This window comes from Arthrobacter sp. OAP107 (assembly GCF_040546765.1).
Classification (GTDB): domain Bacteria; phylum Actinomycetota; class Actinomycetes; order Actinomycetales; family Micrococcaceae; genus Arthrobacter.
In genome coordinates this window covers 880391-897087 of the sequence record NZ_JBEPOK010000001.1, presented here as the reverse complement: position 1 = coordinate 897087, position 16697 = coordinate 880391, and the positions used below count along the sequence as shown (strand labels likewise).

At 57.6% G+C, this 16697-nt stretch carries 13 protein-coding genes and 2 pseudogenes; 4 read left to right on the top strand and 11 right to left on the bottom strand.

All coding sequences use genetic code 11. The features are described from left to right. Positions 1-4: 4 nt before the first annotated feature. Both ABIE00_RS04205 and ABIE00_RS04200 read right to left on the bottom strand, forming a co-directional pair. Positions 5-1117, bottom strand: a complete 1113-nt coding sequence (locus ABIE00_RS04205; RefSeq protein WP_354257119.1) for an alpha-ketoacid dehydrogenase subunit beta — start codon at positions 1115-1117, stop codon at positions 5-7. Then, the gene (locus tag ABIE00_RS04200) at positions 1114-2388 is read right to left on the bottom strand and encodes a thiamine pyrophosphate-dependent dehydrogenase E1 component subunit alpha (RefSeq protein ID WP_354257116.1); all 1275 of its coding nucleotides are present in this window, start codon (positions 2386-2388) and stop codon (positions 1114-1116) included. Before ABIE00_RS04200 ends, ABIE00_RS04205 begins: the two co-directional genes overlap by 4 nt. A 159-nt stretch (positions 2389-2547) precedes the next feature. Between ABIE00_RS04200 and ABIE00_RS04195 the strand changes: the two genes are divergently transcribed. The 3 genes and pseudogenes from ABIE00_RS04195 to ABIE00_RS04185 form a co-directional block, all read left to right on the top strand. Further along, on the top strand, positions 2548-3012 hold the full coding sequence (locus ABIE00_RS04195; RefSeq protein ID WP_354257113.1) for an Lrp/AsnC family transcriptional regulator: 465 nt from the start codon (positions 2548-2550) through the stop codon (positions 3010-3012). 226 nt (positions 3013-3238) lie between these two features. Continuing rightward, positions 3239-4780, top strand: coding sequence for a tyrosine-protein kinase domain-containing protein (locus ABIE00_RS04190; protein WP_354263268.1), 1542 nt, complete (start codon positions 3239-3241; stop codon positions 4778-4780). Between the two features lie 6 nt (positions 4781-4786). Beyond that, a pseudogene (locus ABIE00_RS04185) lies at positions 4787-5870 on the top strand (ISL3 family transposase); the annotation flags it as partial. A 112-nt stretch (positions 5871-5982) separates the two neighbouring features. On the opposite strand, the gene ABIE00_RS04180 reads toward ABIE00_RS04185, so the two are convergent. The 7 genes and pseudogenes from ABIE00_RS04180 to ABIE00_RS04150 all read right to left on the bottom strand — a co-directional run bounded on the left by ABIE00_RS04180 (position 5983) and on the right by ABIE00_RS04150 (position 13112). Beyond that, a complete protein-coding gene (locus ABIE00_RS04180) occupies positions 5983-6936 on the bottom strand; it encodes an aldo/keto reductase (protein ID WP_354263267.1) in 954 nt (317 codons plus the stop codon). 7 nt (positions 6937-6943) lie between these two features. Continuing rightward, positions 6944-7984, bottom strand: a complete 1041-nt coding sequence (locus tag ABIE00_RS04175; RefSeq protein WP_354263266.1) for a GMC oxidoreductase — start codon at positions 7982-7984, stop codon at positions 6944-6946. Positions 7985-8323: 339 nt separating this feature from the next. Then, positions 8324-8425 (bottom strand): annotated as a pseudogene (locus tag ABIE00_RS04170) (FAD-dependent oxidoreductase); the annotation flags it as partial. A 27-nt stretch (positions 8426-8452) separates the two neighbouring features. Further along, entirely contained in the window at positions 8453-9655 is a 1203-nt protein-coding gene (locus ABIE00_RS04165; RefSeq protein WP_354257110.1) for a lipopolysaccharide biosynthesis protein, read from the bottom strand. 82 nt (positions 9656-9737) lie between these two features. Then, positions 9738-10808: a polysaccharide pyruvyl transferase family protein gene (locus tag ABIE00_RS04160; RefSeq protein ID WP_354257107.1), complete on the bottom strand. Its 1071-nt coding sequence runs from the start codon at positions 10806-10808 to the stop codon at positions 9738-9740. 96 nt (positions 10809-10904) lie between these two features. After that, entirely contained in the window at positions 10905-11834 is a 930-nt protein-coding gene (locus ABIE00_RS04155; RefSeq protein WP_354257104.1) for a nitroreductase family protein, read from the bottom strand. A gap of 132 nt (positions 11835-11966) precedes the next feature. Then, positions 11967-13112, bottom strand: coding sequence for a glycosyltransferase (locus tag ABIE00_RS04150; protein WP_354257101.1), 1146 nt, complete (start codon positions 13110-13112; stop codon positions 11967-11969). Positions 13113-13687: 575 nt separating this feature from the next. On the opposite strand from ABIE00_RS04150, the gene ABIE00_RS04145 reads away from it, so the two are divergent. After that, entirely contained in the window at positions 13688-14077 is a 390-nt protein-coding gene (locus ABIE00_RS04145; RefSeq protein ID WP_354257098.1) for a hypothetical protein, read from the top strand. Positions 14078-14436: 359 nt separating this feature from the next. Here the strand turns inward: ABIE00_RS04145 and ABIE00_RS04140 are convergent, their stop codons facing one another. Together ABIE00_RS04140 and ABIE00_RS04135 are read right to left on the bottom strand one after the other, a co-directional pair. Continuing rightward, complete coding sequence (locus ABIE00_RS04140) at positions 14437-15555, bottom strand: glycosyltransferase (protein ID WP_354257095.1); 1119 nt, start codon at positions 15553-15555, stop codon at positions 14437-14439. Further along, positions 15552-16415 (bottom strand): glycosyltransferase family 2 protein, encoded by an 864-nt coding sequence (locus tag ABIE00_RS04135; RefSeq protein ID WP_354257092.1) that lies wholly within the window; start codon positions 16413-16415, stop codon positions 15552-15554. Before ABIE00_RS04135 ends, ABIE00_RS04140 begins: the two co-directional genes overlap by 4 nt. Between the last annotated feature and the right edge of the window lie 282 nt (positions 16416-16697).

Here is a 16697-nt window from a genome sequence, read left to right as displayed (position 1 = left end):
TTGATCAGTCTTCCCACTGGAGGTCGTCAACGGCGTCGAGGATGCGGTCTACGCCGGGCAGGTAATAGTGCTCAAGTTTCGGCGCCGGGTACGGAACGTCGAATCCGGTGACCCGGCGAATCGGTGCGGCCAGATAGTGGAAGCAGCGTTCCTGGACCCGCGCCACGATCTCCGACGACACCGACGCGAACCCGTGCGCCTCGGCGATCACCACGGCACGGCCGGTCTTGCGGACAGAGGCGGCGACGGTTTCGTCGTCGAACGGCACGATGGTTCGGATGTCGATGACCTCCAGCGAGCGGCCTTCCTCGGCCGCCGCGGCGGCGGCCGCCAGGGCAGTGGGAACGGAAGGCCCGTAGGCGATCAGTGTGGCGTCCGTGCCGAAGCGGGCGACGGCGGCACGACCCTCCGTCGGCGTCCGGCGGGCGGTCTTCGCTTCATAGTCCGCACGGAGCCTTTCCAGGTCCACCAGGTCCTTGGACCAGTAGAGCTTCTTGGGTTCCATGAACATCACGGGGTCATCCGAGTCGATGGCCTCGCGGAGCATGAGGTAGGCGTCGGCCACGGTGGCTGGCGTGTAGACCTTCAGGCCTGCGGTATGGGCGTAGTAGGACTCGGAGGAGTCGCAGTGGTGCTCCACTCCCCCGATGCCGCCAGCGTAGGGAACACGAATAACCATGGGCAGCTTCACCCGGCCCCTGGTGCGGTTGTGCATTTTTGCAACGTGGCTGACGATCTGCTCGAAGGCCGGGTAGGCGAAGGCGTCGAACTGCATCTCGATGACCGGCCGCATGCCGTTGATCGCCATGCCCACAGCCATGCCAACGATTCCGGACTCTGCCAGGGGCGTGTCGAAGCAGCGCTGTTCGCCGAAAGTCTTCATGAGACCGTCGGTGATGCGGAAGACGCCGCCCAGCATGCCGACGTCCTCTCCGAAGACCAGGACAGACCCATCCGCATGCATGGCATCGGCCATGGCGGCGTTCAGGGCCTTTGCCATGGTGACCGGCTGCGGTCCTGCCGCCTCGGCAGTGGCCGCGGCCGAGGCGGCTGCCCGGGCCGTGGCGGAACTGACGTTGCCAATCGCCTCGGACGACGTCGTGATGGTGGGGCTCATTCGGGGGCCTCCGTCGAGGTTGAAGTGTCAGCGGTGTCGCGGGCGAGCTCGTCGGCGAGCAATGCTGACTGTTCCTTGAGCTGCGGCGTCGGCGTGGAGAAGACGTACTTGAACAGGTCCTGAGGGTCTACCGGAACGTCCTCGCCGAGTCCGTTGCGGAGTTGCGTGGCAACCGCTTCCGCCTTCTCCGCGATCCGGGCTTCGCCGTCGTCATCCAGCAGTCGCCTCCCCGTGAGGTAGGTACGCATCCGGGTCAGAGGATCCCGGGCGACCCACTGGGCCACTTCGCTATCTGGGCGGTAGCGGGTGGCGTCGTCCGCGTTGGTGTGCGCCTGCATGCGGTAGGTGCGCGCCTCCACCAGGAGCGGACCGGACCCTTCTCGGGCAAGCTTGACGGCGCGGTCCAGCACTGCGAGGAGCGCGACGACGTCGTTGCCGTCCACCCGTTCGCCAGCCATGCCGTAGCCCACGGCCTTGTGCGCAAGCGAGGGGGCAACGGACTGGTGGGCCAGCGGCACGGAGATGGCGTACTGGTTGTTCTGCACGAAGAAGACCACCGGGAGGTGGAAGACTGCGGCGAAGTTCAGGGCCTCATGGAAGTCGCCCTCACTGGTGGCGCCGTCACCGCACATGGCCAGGACCAGGGTGTCCTCGCCGCGGAGCTTGGCGGCATGGGCGACGCCCACGGCGTGGAGCAGCTGGGTGGTGAGAGGGGTGCACTGAATGCCGACCTTGTGTTTCAGCGGGTCGTAGCCGCCGTGCCAGTCACCCCGGAAGATGGTCATGGCCTCGATCGGGTCCACCCCGCGCGCCATGACTGCGACAGCATCGCGGTAGGTGGGAAACATCCAGTCGCCTTCGGCCAGGCACAGGGCAGCTGCCACCTGGCATGCCTCCTGGCCGTGGCTCGAGGGGTAGACGGCCATGCGTCCCTGCCGCACTAAGGCCGAGTTCTGGTCGTTGACACGGCGGCCGATAACGAGCTGCTCGTAGGCGGTAAGGAGCTCGTCATCACCCGGCAGCGGGTACTCGTGGCCGGGTTCGGTGCCCTGATCGGAATGGTGCTTCAGGTTGCCGTCCTGGTCCACCATCTGGATCTGGTGGCGGGCCGGCAGCATGTAGTCCTCGGCTGTGATGCCGAACTTGCGTACCGCCTCGGCGGCGGCGTCGGGCACGTAGGGGTTCTGGGTGGTGTCCTGCCCAAGCCGGCTCGGCGCCACTTGGCCGGGCGTCCCTTGTTGAGGCGCTGTGTGGTCTGCGGAGATCGTCATTGGTCCGTCCTTCTATTGCCACTATTCACTTTCAGTATGGTCCTGGTCCATGTTTCGTATCCAGCGCTAAGGGAAATCATGGAGAAGTACGTTCGACTCCCCTATTCTGAAAGACAAATCGTAACTGTGAGCTGGATAACTGATCGGGGTTGTAGACGAATGGCTGGCACGGACGCCGAGCACACCCCAGTGCCCTTGGACGATGTGGATCGCAGCATCATTGCGGAGCTGACGCGGGACGGCAGGATGTCCGTCACCCAGGTGGCGGAGAACGTGCACATTTCGAGGGCGCACGCCTACACGAGGATTTCCAGGCTGACCGGCGAGGGCGTGCTAACCAAGTTCACGGCGCTGGTGGACCCCATCAAGGCCGGCCTCAAGTCATCGGCCTACGTAACTCTGAAAGTAAGGCAGCAATCCTGGCGTGAACTCCGCGAACAGCTAAGGGCTATCCCGGAGGTCCACCACATTGCCTTAGTGGGCGGAGACTTTGACGTCATCTTGCTGGTGCGGACCGTGGACAACGTGGATCTGCGGCGGATCATCTTTGATCAACTGCAGTCGATGCCTGGAGTGCTGGACACGCAGACACTCCTCGTGTTTGAGGACTTGGATACGCGGTAACTGCCTCGTCACTGCACACACCATATCCTTCTGACCGCTGTCCACTACCTACAGAAGGTCCGGCGGGGTAAAGCATTCCTGGCTGCGTGGCGGACGGCAAATCTTAGTGCGACGGTTATAGCGCCGCGAGCCGGTTTTGAATCGGCAGGACGCAATTGGAGTTTCCGAACTCGCTCACCGGGCCGGGTACAATTGGCCTGACCGCACTATCATGCCGCACTTGTCAATGTACGACAGTGACAGGCTACTACCACAGGGGGACACCGGCTTGGATCTACGAGACTACGTGCGCATCTTACGCCGCAACTGGATACTAATTCTGACCGCCACCTTAGTCGGAGTCCTCGTTGGTGGCGCGGTTTCGATCTTCACCAAGCCAACCTATACGGCCGAGACTCAGCTTTTTGTTTCCATCTCCAACTCAGGGTCGGTGCAGGAGCTGCAGCAGGGCAATACCTTCAGCCAGGCCCGCGTCCAATCATATGTAAAAACGGTTGACTCTCCTCTGGTGTTGCAACCTGCCATCGATACTCTGGGCTTGGAAACGACCCCCGAGGCTCTAAGCACTCGTGTGAAAGCGAGCAAGGATCTAAACACCGTTCTTATCAACATCTCCGTCAGCGACAGTTCCCCGGTTCAAGCAGCGGCAATTGCTCGCGCCGTCGCTGACAGCCTCATCAAGACAGTCGACCTTCTTGAAAGGCCAAAGGCAGGAGGAACTTCGCCTGTAAGCCTCTCCACAATTAAGCCGGCCGTTGCACCCACCGTTCCGTCAGCGCCCAACACCCGCCTGAACTTGGTTGCCTCCCTAATTGTTGGGTTGATTGTCGGGCTTGGCCTCGCTTTGCTGAGGTCGACACTCGATAACAGAATTCGCGGGGAAGCCGATCTTCGCCGTGTTTCAGATGCCCCGTTGCTAGGCGCCATTTCCTTCGATCAGGACGCGGCAAAAAAACCTCTGCTTACGCAGGCACCGGCCCAGGGCCCTCGGGCAGAATCGTTCCGTCACTTGCGAACTAACCTGCAGTTTGCAAATATCACTGGGCGTTCCAAGTCATTTCTGGTCACCTCTTCGTTGCCTGGCGAAGGAAAGAGCACCACAGCCACTAACCTTGCGATAGCGATCGCCCAATCAGGGCAGTCCGTGTGCCTCATCGACGCGGATCTTCGCCGTCCCATGGTTAGTGAGTACCTGGGATTGGAGAAAAACGCCGGCCTTACGACAGCCCTACTAGGCGAAGTAGATGTGAACGACCTGCTTCAACCGTGGGGCAACGAAGAGCTGTTCGTACTGACGTCTGGAGCTATACCGCCGAACCCGAGTGAACTACTTGGTTCGGATGCAATGAAGCAGCTCCTGCTTAGGCTCGAAGTTGCATTCGACGCGATCGTAATTGATGCGCCCCCTTTACTACCAGTTACTGACGCGGCGGTCCTGGCGCCGTGCGTCGGCGGAGTCGTCCTCATCGCGGGCGCCCAAGTAGTAAAACGACAAGACCTCGAGAAATCTCTTGCATCATTGGAGCTTGTTGATGCGTCCTTGCTCGGTGTAGTACTGAACCGCATCCCGGCCAAGGGTCCGGACGCCTACACGTATAGCTATTACTCATCGACAGAGTTCACGAGCGAGCGAGCGCAAAAGCCACAACTTCCATTGCTTGAGGCCGGGGTGGCGCTTGAGTCTGACGTTGCTCCGCCTCACACTCGGAACGCCCGTCGAGGCACTCAGCCAGAGAGTGAACGTCGCGCGGTTAAGTTTCCGCAATAACCGAGCATTCGCCGCTACAAGTGCACCCGGTGAGGTCGGGTGTGGCGGCAGGACATCTCCGAAGCCGTGCAGCCCCGGGCGAAGATCTCCCGGCGCGGGCTGCGCTGGGCGCTGGAGGGCATCGTGTGCCAGCACCTCACCGTCGCCCGCGTCGCCGAGGGCCTGGGCGTGTCCTGGCATACCGCGAACAGCGCGATCCTGGCCGAAGGCAAGCGGGTGTTGATCGAGGACCCGGCCTGGTTCAACGGAGTGGCCGTGATCGGCGTTGATGAGCATGTCTGGCGGCACACCCGGCGCGGGGACAGGTACGTCACGGTGATCATCGACCTCACCCCGGTCCGCGACAGGACCCGCCCGGTGCGGTTGCTGGACATGGTCGAGAGCCGCTCGAAACAGGTCCTCAAAGCCTGGCTCGCAGAGCGACCGAAGACCTGGCGGGACGGGATCGAGGTCGTGGCGATGGATGGGTTCACCAGGTTCAAGACCGCAGCCGCCGAGGAGCTCCCGGACGCGGTCGAGGTCATGGATCCGTTTCACGTCGTCCGTCTTGCCGGCGATGCCCTAGACAGGTGTCGTTAGAGCGTTCAGCAGCAGACCATTGGGCACCGCGGACGGTCCGGGGACCCGCTTTACACCGTCCGCCGGATCCTTCACACCGGGCACGATCTGCTCACCGACAAGCAGAAGGATAGGTTGGAGGCCCTGTTCGCCGCGGACAACTATGCCGAAGTCGAAGCGACCTGGGGCATCTAACAGCGCGTCATCGCCGCCTACGGCGATCCTGACGGCACTCGAGGCAAGCAAGCTCATGCAAGCGTTGATCGGCGCGATCAGTGCGGGCGTTTCCGCTGCGCTGACCGAGATCACTACGCTCGGCCGGACACTGAAACGCCGTGCAGGGGACGTGCTCGCATACTTCGACCGGCCCGGCACCAGCAATGGGCCTACAGAAGCACTCAATGACCGGCTCGAACACCTCCGTGGCTCCGCCCTCGGCTTCCGCAACCTTGCCAACTACATCGCCCGGTCACTCCTCGAAACCGGCGGATTCAGACCGCGATTATACCCTCAAATGCGACGAGCCGTTTAACTGAGTTCAACTAAGGTCTCCACGCCGCTGGGATGAATCATACCCAATCGAGAGCGCAGACCTCGCCGCACCCTTCGGGTTCGATCTGATCCCCACGTAGTACCTAGTCGAATTAGGGGGTGATCGCCGCACGAAGCGGTTTTAGCAGAGCGTCAACTTGCGTAATTGAGGCAGCAATTGACGGGCCATGAGCTGCAACTCCGTTCCAGACACTTTGAATGTTTTTCGGCTTGGTAGAACCGATCAGCACAATTGAGTCACTAGACCGCGCGAGCTGTAGTCCGCAAAGAAATACAACCAAGTCTGCAGCACTTCTGAGCGGAGCCCCTGTCAATCGCTCGAGAGATGCCTTGCTTGGAGCGTCCTCTGCAAGAAAGGAATTTAACATATTAAAATGACCGGATACGAGTCCATAACGAATCGAACGAAAATACTCCTCTCTCGTCTCAAAGGGATTCGATTCCGTCTGAATTGGGTGATTGCCAGATACAACATACTCGGGGTAACTCGGCAGGAGTTCACGTCGAGAAGCGATTCCAAGTTCACGATAGCGGCGTCCATCTGTCGTGGAGGCTCTAAGCCATACTTCGGCCCACTCATGTGACCACGCAATTTCGTGTAGCAGTAGGAGGTCCACGGTTTCTCGTCTTAGGTGGTCCAAGCTTCGCAAGACGCTTGAATTCAAGTCATCAATAGACGGCACTGGCTCTACCCCAGATGATCCACCGTAGCTGCGCGCCAAGTTGCGCAGACCTGGGCTAGCCTTGAGCATTCGTCGGATGGGTCCCTGTACGGCGCTCAGCATTTGCGCTGCCCGCGACGGCTGGAGCCCATATTTTGTAGCCACTGTAGTGTCATGCCCGCATTGCTCAAGCGCACGTCCGAGTTCCTTTTCAGCCGCCCCCAGACCGTACAAAGGGGCCACGTCAAAATGCCGAACTCCGCTTTCCAGGGCTTCTTCGATCACGGAAAGACGCCGCGACGAACGCCCTTCACGCATGAGTGTCGCAACACCCAACCCGATTCTGGATGTGACTGGACCATCGGTTCCGATACGTGTGTACATCGAGTAGTCAGCCAAGCTGCTCCCCCAATCTGTGAGCAAGAGCAAGCGCTGTGAATGTGGGGTTCGCCATCCCACCACTCGGAAACACCGATGCCCCGGCAACGAATACATTCTGAGATCCCAAAACGCGACATTCCTTGTCAACCACGCCAGGGCGGGCCGCGGTCTGCATGGCAGTCCCACCCATCAAGTGGTAAGTGTCCGTGATTTCAAATTTGTTCCTTAGCGGCTCGAAACTCCCACCAATATTAAAACGATCCAGCACTGCCTCTACGTCTTTTTTCATGACTTCAATGGCTGTTTTTTCGCGAGTACCGACGTGCCACTTCATCTCTAGATTGAGGTCCCGGGAAGCATACGGTTTACTCCCGTTCCAAGCGATGAAATTTTCCGGACGGTGCGGTTGTTCGGCATCGATCCTTAAATACACCGTACTCGACTTCAGGACCGGCCGTTCATGTCGCAAGAGACTTCGTCCAACGGCTGAGGCAGTCGGCCAAAAGTCCCGCCGACCAGCGTCTAACATCTCGATTGCCTTGGGGTAAGGTCCGTTGCCTTGACGAGCACCCCTGAAACTCTTCGCAACATCGACCATTCCGCCTGGAGCGCTCGCAATCTCAAAGTGAGCATACGATGGCACAATGTCCCGGTTCGCCAAGTACTGCGGATGTGGAACTATTCTAGGCGCAGCCAGTACGCCTTTGTAGCGCCTGTATGCGAAAACATCCAAGAAGCGGTCCCAGTCCGTGACATCCAGCTTCAGAACGCGGGCCGACACGTGGTCCATGAATCCGCTGCCGACCAAATCGGAGCCACTTACAAAGGAGCACCTCGAAAGGATGCGGGAGTTGCCCAGTGTTCCTGCCGCGAGCACGACCTGCCGGGCCCTCAAACTGCAATCTTCGTTGCCTCTGGAGTATTGAACGTCGGTCGACCCGTCGTGACAGATCTCCAACCCGTGAACGGCAGCTCCGGTCACAATGTTGACACTTCTAAGTTGCTTCTGGACCGCCGAATTCCGTGCAAGGTTTCTTGCACGTGCCCCCATCCACGTTGAATATCGGACGCTGAAGTCGTCTCCAAGATCTACTTTCGGGCAAGTCGGTGGCCGTCCCATGTCATGAATGATGGAATGGCCCTGAGACAGACCCAACACATTCAGCACGCCCCGATAATGTTTCGACAGATCTTGTTTTCCAATTGGCCAAATGGGTCCCCCTCCAGGACCAGTTCTCGTGAATTCCCACTCCTGCCAAGGCCACAACTGTCCGCCCCATAGTTGACTGGATCCACCCAAGCCGGTGGTCCATGCACTCGCCGCCGCACCAATATGGCCCCCAGACTGTGGATTAGATCCAACCACTGCCCGCCGGTCTAAACCTGAATGCGACCCCAACTCAAGGATTAAAACTTTCTTGCCGTCCTTCGACAGCTGTGCAGCAAGAAAGAGGCCAACCGTTCCGCCCCCGATAATGCACACATCGAACATTGAATCTCCTAGAATGTCACAAGGCTGTCACTTGAAGTCGGAGCCACCGCGGGTCACCTTCCATAGATGGAAAACAAGGGCGAGAGTCTGGACCGCGAACGAAGATACGAGCCCGATGGCCGCGCCTGCCGCTCCCCAATACACGGACCCCAAGGTTATCGCCGGAACGCAGAATAGGGACGCTGCGAGCGAGGAAAAGCTGACCGCTTTTGCAAATCCTTTTGCCTGCAACAATGAGGCGAGTATCGAAGCGGACGCTCCGAACACGAGCCCGAAACATACTATCTGGATGGGCGTGACCGCTGATGAGTACACGTCACCCAGCACTAGTGGCACTACCCAGGGGACTAGCACTGCAATTAGGCAATAAAATGCTGCCATGGAACCGATCATGTAAGCGATGACGACGGCAGTGCGCTTGTTGACAACACCTTGCGTACGCGCGACAGCTGGTAGAACAACTGCAGCCAGCGACGAAGGAAGAATACGAAGGGGATTTGTCAAGCGGCTCGCCACTGCGTAGAAGCCGGCCTGCGCAGGGCTCGCGAAAACGGCCACCAACGCGGTGTCAACATTCCTAACTTGTGTCGCTGTTGAATGAAGCCAGTACGGCCAAGTCGTAGCTATCAGCGACCGCAGGGTCATTCTACGCCTTCTGGGCAGGCGAGGCCGAAGGATATGACGTCCGACCGCCGCTGCCACCAAGGACGTCATCCCCAACGATACAGAATAGGCCAATTCGGGTAACGAGGTGAAATATTGAATGGTCACCAAGAGCATGAGGGAACCAATTCGTCTTCCGAGCAACGACGCGACACTGAGCTTGGCGTCCCCGTCCGCCAAAGCAATCCCCATCCACACTTCCGCGTTGCGTTCCGCGCCAACCCAAAGCGCCAGCGGAAGCAGCCAGGCATATAGTGGGTCGATCCACAGCCCAAGAACACCCAACGTGACGATAAATGCCACGCCCAGAAGTATCGAGATACGCCCGGAAATCCTCAGGGCGAATGTGACGGTACCATCATTTGGGTCTGCCGCCCTGTGACGCACAATATATGTCGATATACCAAAGTCAAATAAGTTTTGAGGTATGACGGCAATTGCCGTTACGGACGCGACTATTCCAAACGTGCTCGGGCTAACCCAGTTTGCAAAGAGCCCCAAGCTAAGCATCTGAATTAGTGCGGAAAGGATCCGACCCCCAGCGAGCCAGGAAAAACTACCTAGCATCCTTTCTTACCCCACCAAGACTTCCGGAAGGTCCCATCTATCGGAAGCCCGACAGAGGCTGGGAGGCCATGAGTCACAAAAGTCATCCGACATCAGAAGCCGAAGCCACTAAAGCGGTTTTGTCGATGGCGCCTTTGATCCTCATCTCTTCGATGTCCAATAGCTCTCTTGCCACGCTCAAAGCCCGCTGGGTCCGACTGCGCTGGCGACATGCGTCCTTCGCCCTCCGAACTATATCTTCCGCAGAATGAATGGCGCTATCGATCACCATATTGTGCACGCCAATTTGTGCGAAGTGCTCGGATACTTTCGTCCGAGGCGAGTCGGAGACCTCGATGGGTATGCAACCCGCCACAGCGGCCAGCACCAAAACATGAAGCCTGTCGCTAATCACAACGGCCGATTCACTGTAGACTCCGCGAACAAGGCGCTCATGATCGAGATCGCTCCTGGAACCCCACTCGAGATGACGGCCCTTCAACCGCTCGGCAATTTCCCGGCTACGCTCTTCATCCTCCCGTACCTGGCTTAGTACTACCACACAATACCCATGGTCCTGAGCCAAGAGATCCATAGACGAGAACCAAGCGTCCGATGGGAATTTTCTCTTTCCTCTCATGCTAATCACAAGAGTGCGACGCTGGTCCCAAGGTAGCCCAGGGACGAACGGCTCTTGAAAGGCGGTATCGGGCACTACGCTTCCATCTCCGACAATGTCGAAGCTACGCTGTGTCCGCCACAAATTGATCTTTGCAAAGCGTGCACCGAGCCGATGCACAAACAAGCCCAGTCCGCTCGACTGGCTGATGCCCCTAGGCGGCCGGACCACAACTCCGCCACGCATACGAACAAGAAACGTCAACGCTAGTGTCAGCAGCTCGCTCCGGATACTGTTGCGTGCCAAGCTAATCTCCCCCGGATCAAACACCAGAGCCTTCGGCCGCCGGGGGGCGAAGACCAGTTTCATCCAACTGAAGGAGGAGGCCGCTGAGTAGACGCGGTCATCCGGTTCAAAGCCCATCTGCTCGATCCAGCCCCCGGGCGCATTTCCTACATAAGCATGAATCTCTCCAAGGTCGCGCACCCAGTTGAGAACGCGGCGCCGTATCACTGCGTCGCCGATATTGCCATATGCACCTGTGAGTACAATCATGATTGGTTGCTGGGACTTCAATTTGGATCCTTAAACGATTGACCGCCGCCTCCGCCGATCGGTGTGAGGCGCGAGATTTTACCGGACCGAACGGTGTCAGGCTGAATGGTGAACGAAAGTATCTGTGAGGCTCCGTCTAGGCGATCTGGCCACCCGATGATCTTCAATTGGATGGCCGACAGCAATCAGAACGACGATGTCTTCCGACTTTTCTAGACCAGCCTCTGCACGTAGGGCGTCGGAAGGTTTATTGCCCTTCGACCAATTCAGCATGCAGGTTGCAATGCCGAGCCCGTGGAGGGCATAGACCAAGCTCATCGCAAACAACCCGCCGTCTATCCACCTCTGATTTCGTTCGCCGGACCCGCTAAACAGCTCAACGTTCGCGGTGACGATAAGGACCCCTGCCGCATCCGGGCCGAAACCGCGGTTCCCGGACTGATGGCGCATTATGCGGGCCACATCATTCTTGCCAGTGAAAAGATGGGCTTTCCAAGCCTGTCGGTTACAAACCGAAGGGGAGTTGCCAGCCAACCGCACGGCCTTCATCACGACAGTAGGATCGACAGGTTGGGTGGGGTCGAAGGCGCGGACGCTTCTCCTCGATTCGAAAAAGGCAGTTAGATTATCTTCGTCGATGTCGAACGTTGGCAAACTGGCTGCGACCGGACTAACGACATCGTCGATCTGCCCTGAGTCATTCCAGCGCTTCAAAGCATCAATGGCAGTCGCCGCGTGACTTGCAAATGCTTCGTCCTTCAACAACGGGGTCCTGTCCTTCGGAAGGGCTACTTGCAGTCGCGAATGAGCGTCCGCTCCGAAAGGTCGTTTGGGACTTGCCAGCGCCAAACCCTTCTCAATCCGGTGGTAGTCCTTAGTCACTTGGCACTCAAGCTGGCGAGCATCCAACTTCGCCAAGGCACTGTTGCTTGATGGAGTACTTAGCGACCAGTAACGCCGCGCATCCAGGAGGAATTCCCTAAGCGATTTGGCACGGCTCACCGTTTGCCATGCGTGCAGTTTCACCAACGATACTATTCGACCGCGATTCCAGCGCATCAAAACTCCTCAACTCTTGCTTTACCAAAACCATCTTTAAGACCGCAGAATGCCCAAGCGGCCGACGCGCAAAACGCGGCACATCTGTTCCATACAATTTCAGCGCCTGTTACTGCCGATGCTATTCGCATCGTCCGGAGTGCCGCGTTCACCGTTCAGCATTTGCAACACTCCGGAAGTGAAATTATCAATCATGCTGGTAATAGAGGGCGTAGTCCATACCTTGGGATAGACATGAGCCATGGCCGCGACTCTATGGATAAGACTAACAAAATCAGTTAGCGTGTCCGGCGAGACAAAGACGCTGTCATTCGCCACGAGATAATCATACTCTGGCGCATGGTACAGATAATCAGTAGTCAGAATTGGTATTCCCATTGCCAGGCTCTCAACCGCCACCAACCCAATCCTGCCCGGCATAAGAATTGCACGTGAGGAGATAGCAATCTCCGACTTCAGATGATCATCTGCATATCCGAGTAATGTGGCTTGACCGCGATTAACAGCCCGACGCAGCAAATGCTCCTGACTTCCTCGGCCGGCAACAAGAATTTTGATTTCGGGATCATCTATCCAAAGCCGGTCGAGGACCTGCACCAAAAAATCGATCCGCTTGCTCTGGTCCAGGCCCCCAATGAAGGCGAAGGTCTTGTCCCTGCGCCCGGCGCCCGCAATACCTTCAACCGGGGCCGATGCGCCACGTGCCATTTGTTCCGAAATCGTCGACGTATCGACGGAGTTCATTACGGTCGTCACTTTATCAGGCTGAATGCCTCGAGCTACGGCATAATCACGGCCAGACGGAGTGTATGCGAAAACATGGTCGGAGTGAGTCATCTGCCATCTCTCGATGGCCGCATCAATGATATTCGGGTCATTGACGTAGGACTTAACGTGACCCCAGAGTCCGATGTTCAGACCACTGTGCATAGCACGGTAATGCAGAGCCCGTGGGATATCCACCGAAGTGCCTTCCAGAGGCAGGATGAGTCCGTCAAAATCGGCAAAGTGCCTGCGCTGCAACGAGAATGTAGCGGCCTTGCCACCAAATCGCAGCTCTCGCCGCTCGACATGTTCAACCCAATCGGTGGACACAGCATCGCCCCGCATATGCTGCTCGCCGACGGGGTGCGCGGCCAGCACCGTCATGGACACTCCCGACTTTGCCAGGCGTTCATTGAGGCCGGCAAAAAAAGGAACCCGGTACATTGGCACGTATGGTTGCAGTATGCCTAGGTTGATCACGGTGCACCTCTCTTCCGGCCGACACTCAGGCGGGCCTCTAACTTATCGGGAGGCGATGACCTCCTCATTGTTCTTGAATTGGACCGACTACCACTTGCCAGAGCGAACGCACGTACCCCCAAATACAAGAGCAGAATGAAATAAAGCAGCCGTGTTGTTGACCGCAAGTTGTATTGCAACATTTGCATATAGGAAAGTAAGAGGATCGCTAAAGCCACAATGGCCCATAGGTGGTGACCTCGCGTATGAAGATCTTTCCAGATCCAAGCGCAGCCAGACGTGAACAAGAAGCAACCAAGAAACAGGGCAGGAAACGATATTAATGCCAGTTCCCCAAAGGCAGTATAAGGCACGTACGCATGAATTCGGAGTTGGTCCGATACTGCAGACCAGGCTTCCGCCCCAAAAGGGTCTAAAGACAACCGCAGGTTGTCCAAGCTGAATCCACCTTGTTCAAGCACGGTTCCGGCCAGAGGCACGGATGAGACGATGTTGCGTATGGCCCCCGTCGATCTTTCCCAATCAGTAATAATCGCAGGATCACTAACCAAGAAGTCCACATATGGAAGCAACCCATGGCGGTCCAAACTCCGTGCCGCAAGCGCTACGTTGAGACCCATGAATGCGAGAGTTACGGCGATACCCAAGGAAATCTTGCCGACCCGGCCACGCATGACAGCGGCCACAGTGATAAGAATCAACGGATAGAGTCCCAGGCTGCGGCTTCCCGTGGCAGTGACCACCGCGACTATTACGGTTATAAGAGCAATGGCAGGAAGCCTGCGCAGACCGCTGGCGCTACAGAAAGCCAGTCCGCTGAATACCATAGCCCCAAGAAGAAGCGGGCCTATCAAGGGAGCAAACGCACTTACGTTTATGGCTCCCAAGTAGTTCTCCCTGTCCAGCAGGAGATCAAACCCGCGAATGTATATGTAAAAAGCAATAAGGAGCGATCCGGCGGCTAGAGCGAAGCCCGGCCGTATGGTGTCGGCCAGTTTGGGAACAACTGCGGCAAGAGTCCGCTGGCGCCCAACAACAAGAGGCCCGCTAGCCAGTCCCACGGATGCGACAGCAAAAATCGCTAGACCACTGTTGGGATCCGCACTAAACCAAACTCGTTCCTCCAAGGATCCAATTTGGATTACGTCAGAAAGGCTCGGCCAAAAGACATAGATGAGGGCCACCAGGCAGGTCGCAGTCCCAGGAACAATCAATGGCCACGATTGACGTCCCAACCGCTTGATAGCAAGCAGGCTAAGACACGAAACTAGTACTGCGACGAGAACGGTCGATGTTGTCGTTCCCAGTGCCACGCCCTCGCGAATCACAGGCTATTACCAGACGGCTCGGAAACTTCAGCATAAATGCACTCAAGCTGACCAACCAGTGCGGGAGTGGACCAGCGCTCCTCAAAGAGACGACGCGCATTGCCGCTCAGCTGCTGCGCCAAGTCCGGGGACTTTAGAAGGGCCTTCATTGCTTTTGCGACTGAGTGATCATCAGGTTCTACTACCAGCCCTGCGCCGTAATCAGAAACAATTTTTGCCAGGCCACAATCAGATGTAAGAACGACCGGCACTCCCATAGCGCAAGCCTCAAGCACTATCATTGGTGCAATTTCGTCTCGGGACGGCAGGACAAGCGCATAGGTTTCGGCCAGCAGTTGCTGTACCGAGTCATGGTCGATAGGCCCAACGAGGGAGAACTTTTCACGCGCAGACGAAGATTCTATCAACTGGCGAACGACGCCACCGTGCCCCTGATCGGGTCCGGCGACCGTAAATTCTGCTTGCCCACCCTCAGACAGCACTTCAAGGCCTGCCCGGACGAATACGTCTGCTTGTTTTCTCGGGTGCAATCTTGAGACAAATGAGAAGAGACGGGACGGCCCCAGAGTCCATTGGCGAGAAGGACGCGAAACGGCGTTCGAAACGTCCGTTACGTTGCACTCATCCACGCCGTAGTCCACTAAGGCCACGCGTTCCGCGAGAGTAAGGGCAAGCCACTTTGATGGAGCCGTCAGATACAGTCGCTTGAAAACAGAATCAAAGGCCTTTGTGGCAGCCTTGCTGGGCGTCGATATCATGCCATGTGTCTGGACTACTGTCGGCACGCCCTGTTTGCGCATGAAGGCGAGCGAGCGCGTTGAAGTGTAGTCTCGTGCCAAGTGGATGTGTGCAACGTCTACATCGGAGAATTCTTTGAGCGTTGCGTGAAGATCCTTTGCGAACAAGGCCCTGTAGCCGGCCCCTGGGAACAGTGGCCTGACGCTCAACAAGCGTCGATTGGCCGAAGAAGGGGGCTGGTTATCTAGCCACTCGCCAACCAGTGTAACGTCGTGCCCTGCATCGGCTAGGGCGAGAGCCTGCATTTCGGCCACGCGCCAGACGCCACCGGCGATCGGCCCCGGGCCTGCCATCCCTCCGATCTGCAGGATCCTCATGACGCGTCCGTACCGTTCCCGCGGTCATCACCGGCACGATTGAGTTCTCTGACTTTAAGACCAATCTGCCAATAATATGTAGAGAGCGCAATTGCATAGTCCAAACCGGGACGTCCATCCAAAAAACCCCGACGCGCTACGTAGGCGTAAGCGAAAAAGGCCAGTGGCTTGAACGGAACCTTGTCAAAGATCCGCCCCTGACGGCTTCGCCTCTTCGCTGCCTCATCTTTCACTTCGGGACGCGTCCTCAGGAAGGCCTCCCAATCCGAGTATCGGTTGTGTCGGTCAAACCACGTCCGCACGGGATCTTTGTCGTCATGTCGGATGGCGCCCCTAAGTTGCTTAGCACCTCCGGAGGTAACCGGCTGGTAGTGCCCCTCGAGTTCGCCCATGCCAGGCGCGTCGAGGTCATCAATAACGGGAAAATGCACTTTCTGCCGCTGGACCAGGGCCCGTTTCACCACACGATGCCCATATCTGAGAACTCGCCCGGAAAAAACATAGTCAAGCGGGATGTCAAACGCGCTGACCCGCCCATCTCTCATGGCGTTTTTCTGCCGGTGGAGTTCTGCGATTAGCTCGGCTGTAGGGACCTCATCAGCGTCAATAAACAGAATCCAGTCATTACGCGTTGCAAGGTTTTCAAGCTGCCACTGCTTCTTCTTTGGGTAGAGACCATTCCAGGTGAAGTTTTCAACTCTGAAACCTAGCGACTGCGCGATCTCAACAGTTGCGTCAGTACTGTTGGAATCGACGACGATAACTTCGTCAAACGCCTGCAGACCTTTCAAACAAGCGCTGATTCCGACGGCCTCATTCTTCGTCTGAACCAGAACGGTAATAGGAAGTGCCTCAGTCACGAATCCGTCGCCTCTCATGGGCAGTGCTGTTTCGAGAATCGAGGGCCAAGCGCCGTAGGCGCAATGTTTCCAAAGATCACACCGGGTTCAACAGTGCCCGAGACTACGGTCATGGGCTTGACGAGAGCGGAGCGTCCAATAATCGCCCCCCCTGTTACAACGCAACGAGACGTGACCCAAGCGCCATCCATGATTTCGACCGGTTTCGTCAACAAAGCCATATCGGCACGATGCGCATGGCTGCCTGTAGTGATGAACGTCTCCTGCGACACGACTACGTCG

Excerpts from the sequence above, each read along its gene's own strand:
- ABIE00_RS04145 (WP_354257098.1), top strand. The coding sequence starts at position 13,688 with ATGGCGGTCCAAACTCCGTGCCGCAAGCGCTACGTTGAGACCCATGAA.
- ABIE00_RS04190 (WP_354263268.1), top strand. The coding sequence starts at position 3,239 with ATGTACGACAGTGACAGGCTACTACCACAGGGGGACACCGGCTTGGAT.
- ABIE00_RS04160 (WP_354257107.1), bottom strand. The coding sequence starts at position 10,808 with ATGATTGTACTCACAGGTGCATATGGCAATATCGGCGACGCAGTGATA.
- ABIE00_RS04195 (WP_354257113.1), top strand. The coding sequence starts at position 2,548 with ATGGCTGGCACGGACGCCGAGCACACCCCAGTGCCCTTGGACGATGTG.
- ABIE00_RS04205 (WP_354257119.1), bottom strand. The coding sequence starts at position 1,117 with ATGAGCCCCACCATCACGACGTCGTCCGAGGCGATTGGCAACGTCAGT.
- ABIE00_RS04200 (WP_354257116.1), bottom strand. The coding sequence starts at position 2,388 with ATGACGATCTCCGCAGACCACACAGCGCCTCAACAAGGGACGCCCGGC.
- ABIE00_RS04140 (WP_354257095.1), bottom strand. The coding sequence starts at position 15,555 with ATGAGGATCCTGCAGATCGGAGGGATGGCAGGCCCGGGGCCGATCGCC.
- ABIE00_RS04175 (WP_354263266.1), bottom strand. The coding sequence starts at position 7,984 with ATGGGGGCACGTGCAAGAAACCTTGCACGGAATTCGGCGGTCCAGAAG.
- ABIE00_RS04165 (WP_354257110.1), bottom strand. The coding sequence starts at position 9,655 with ATGCTAGGTAGTTTTTCCTGGCTCGCTGGGGGTCGGATCCTTTCCGCA.
- ABIE00_RS04180 (WP_354263267.1), bottom strand. The coding sequence starts at position 6,936 with ATGTACACACGTATCGGAACCGATGGTCCAGTCACATCCAGAATCGGG.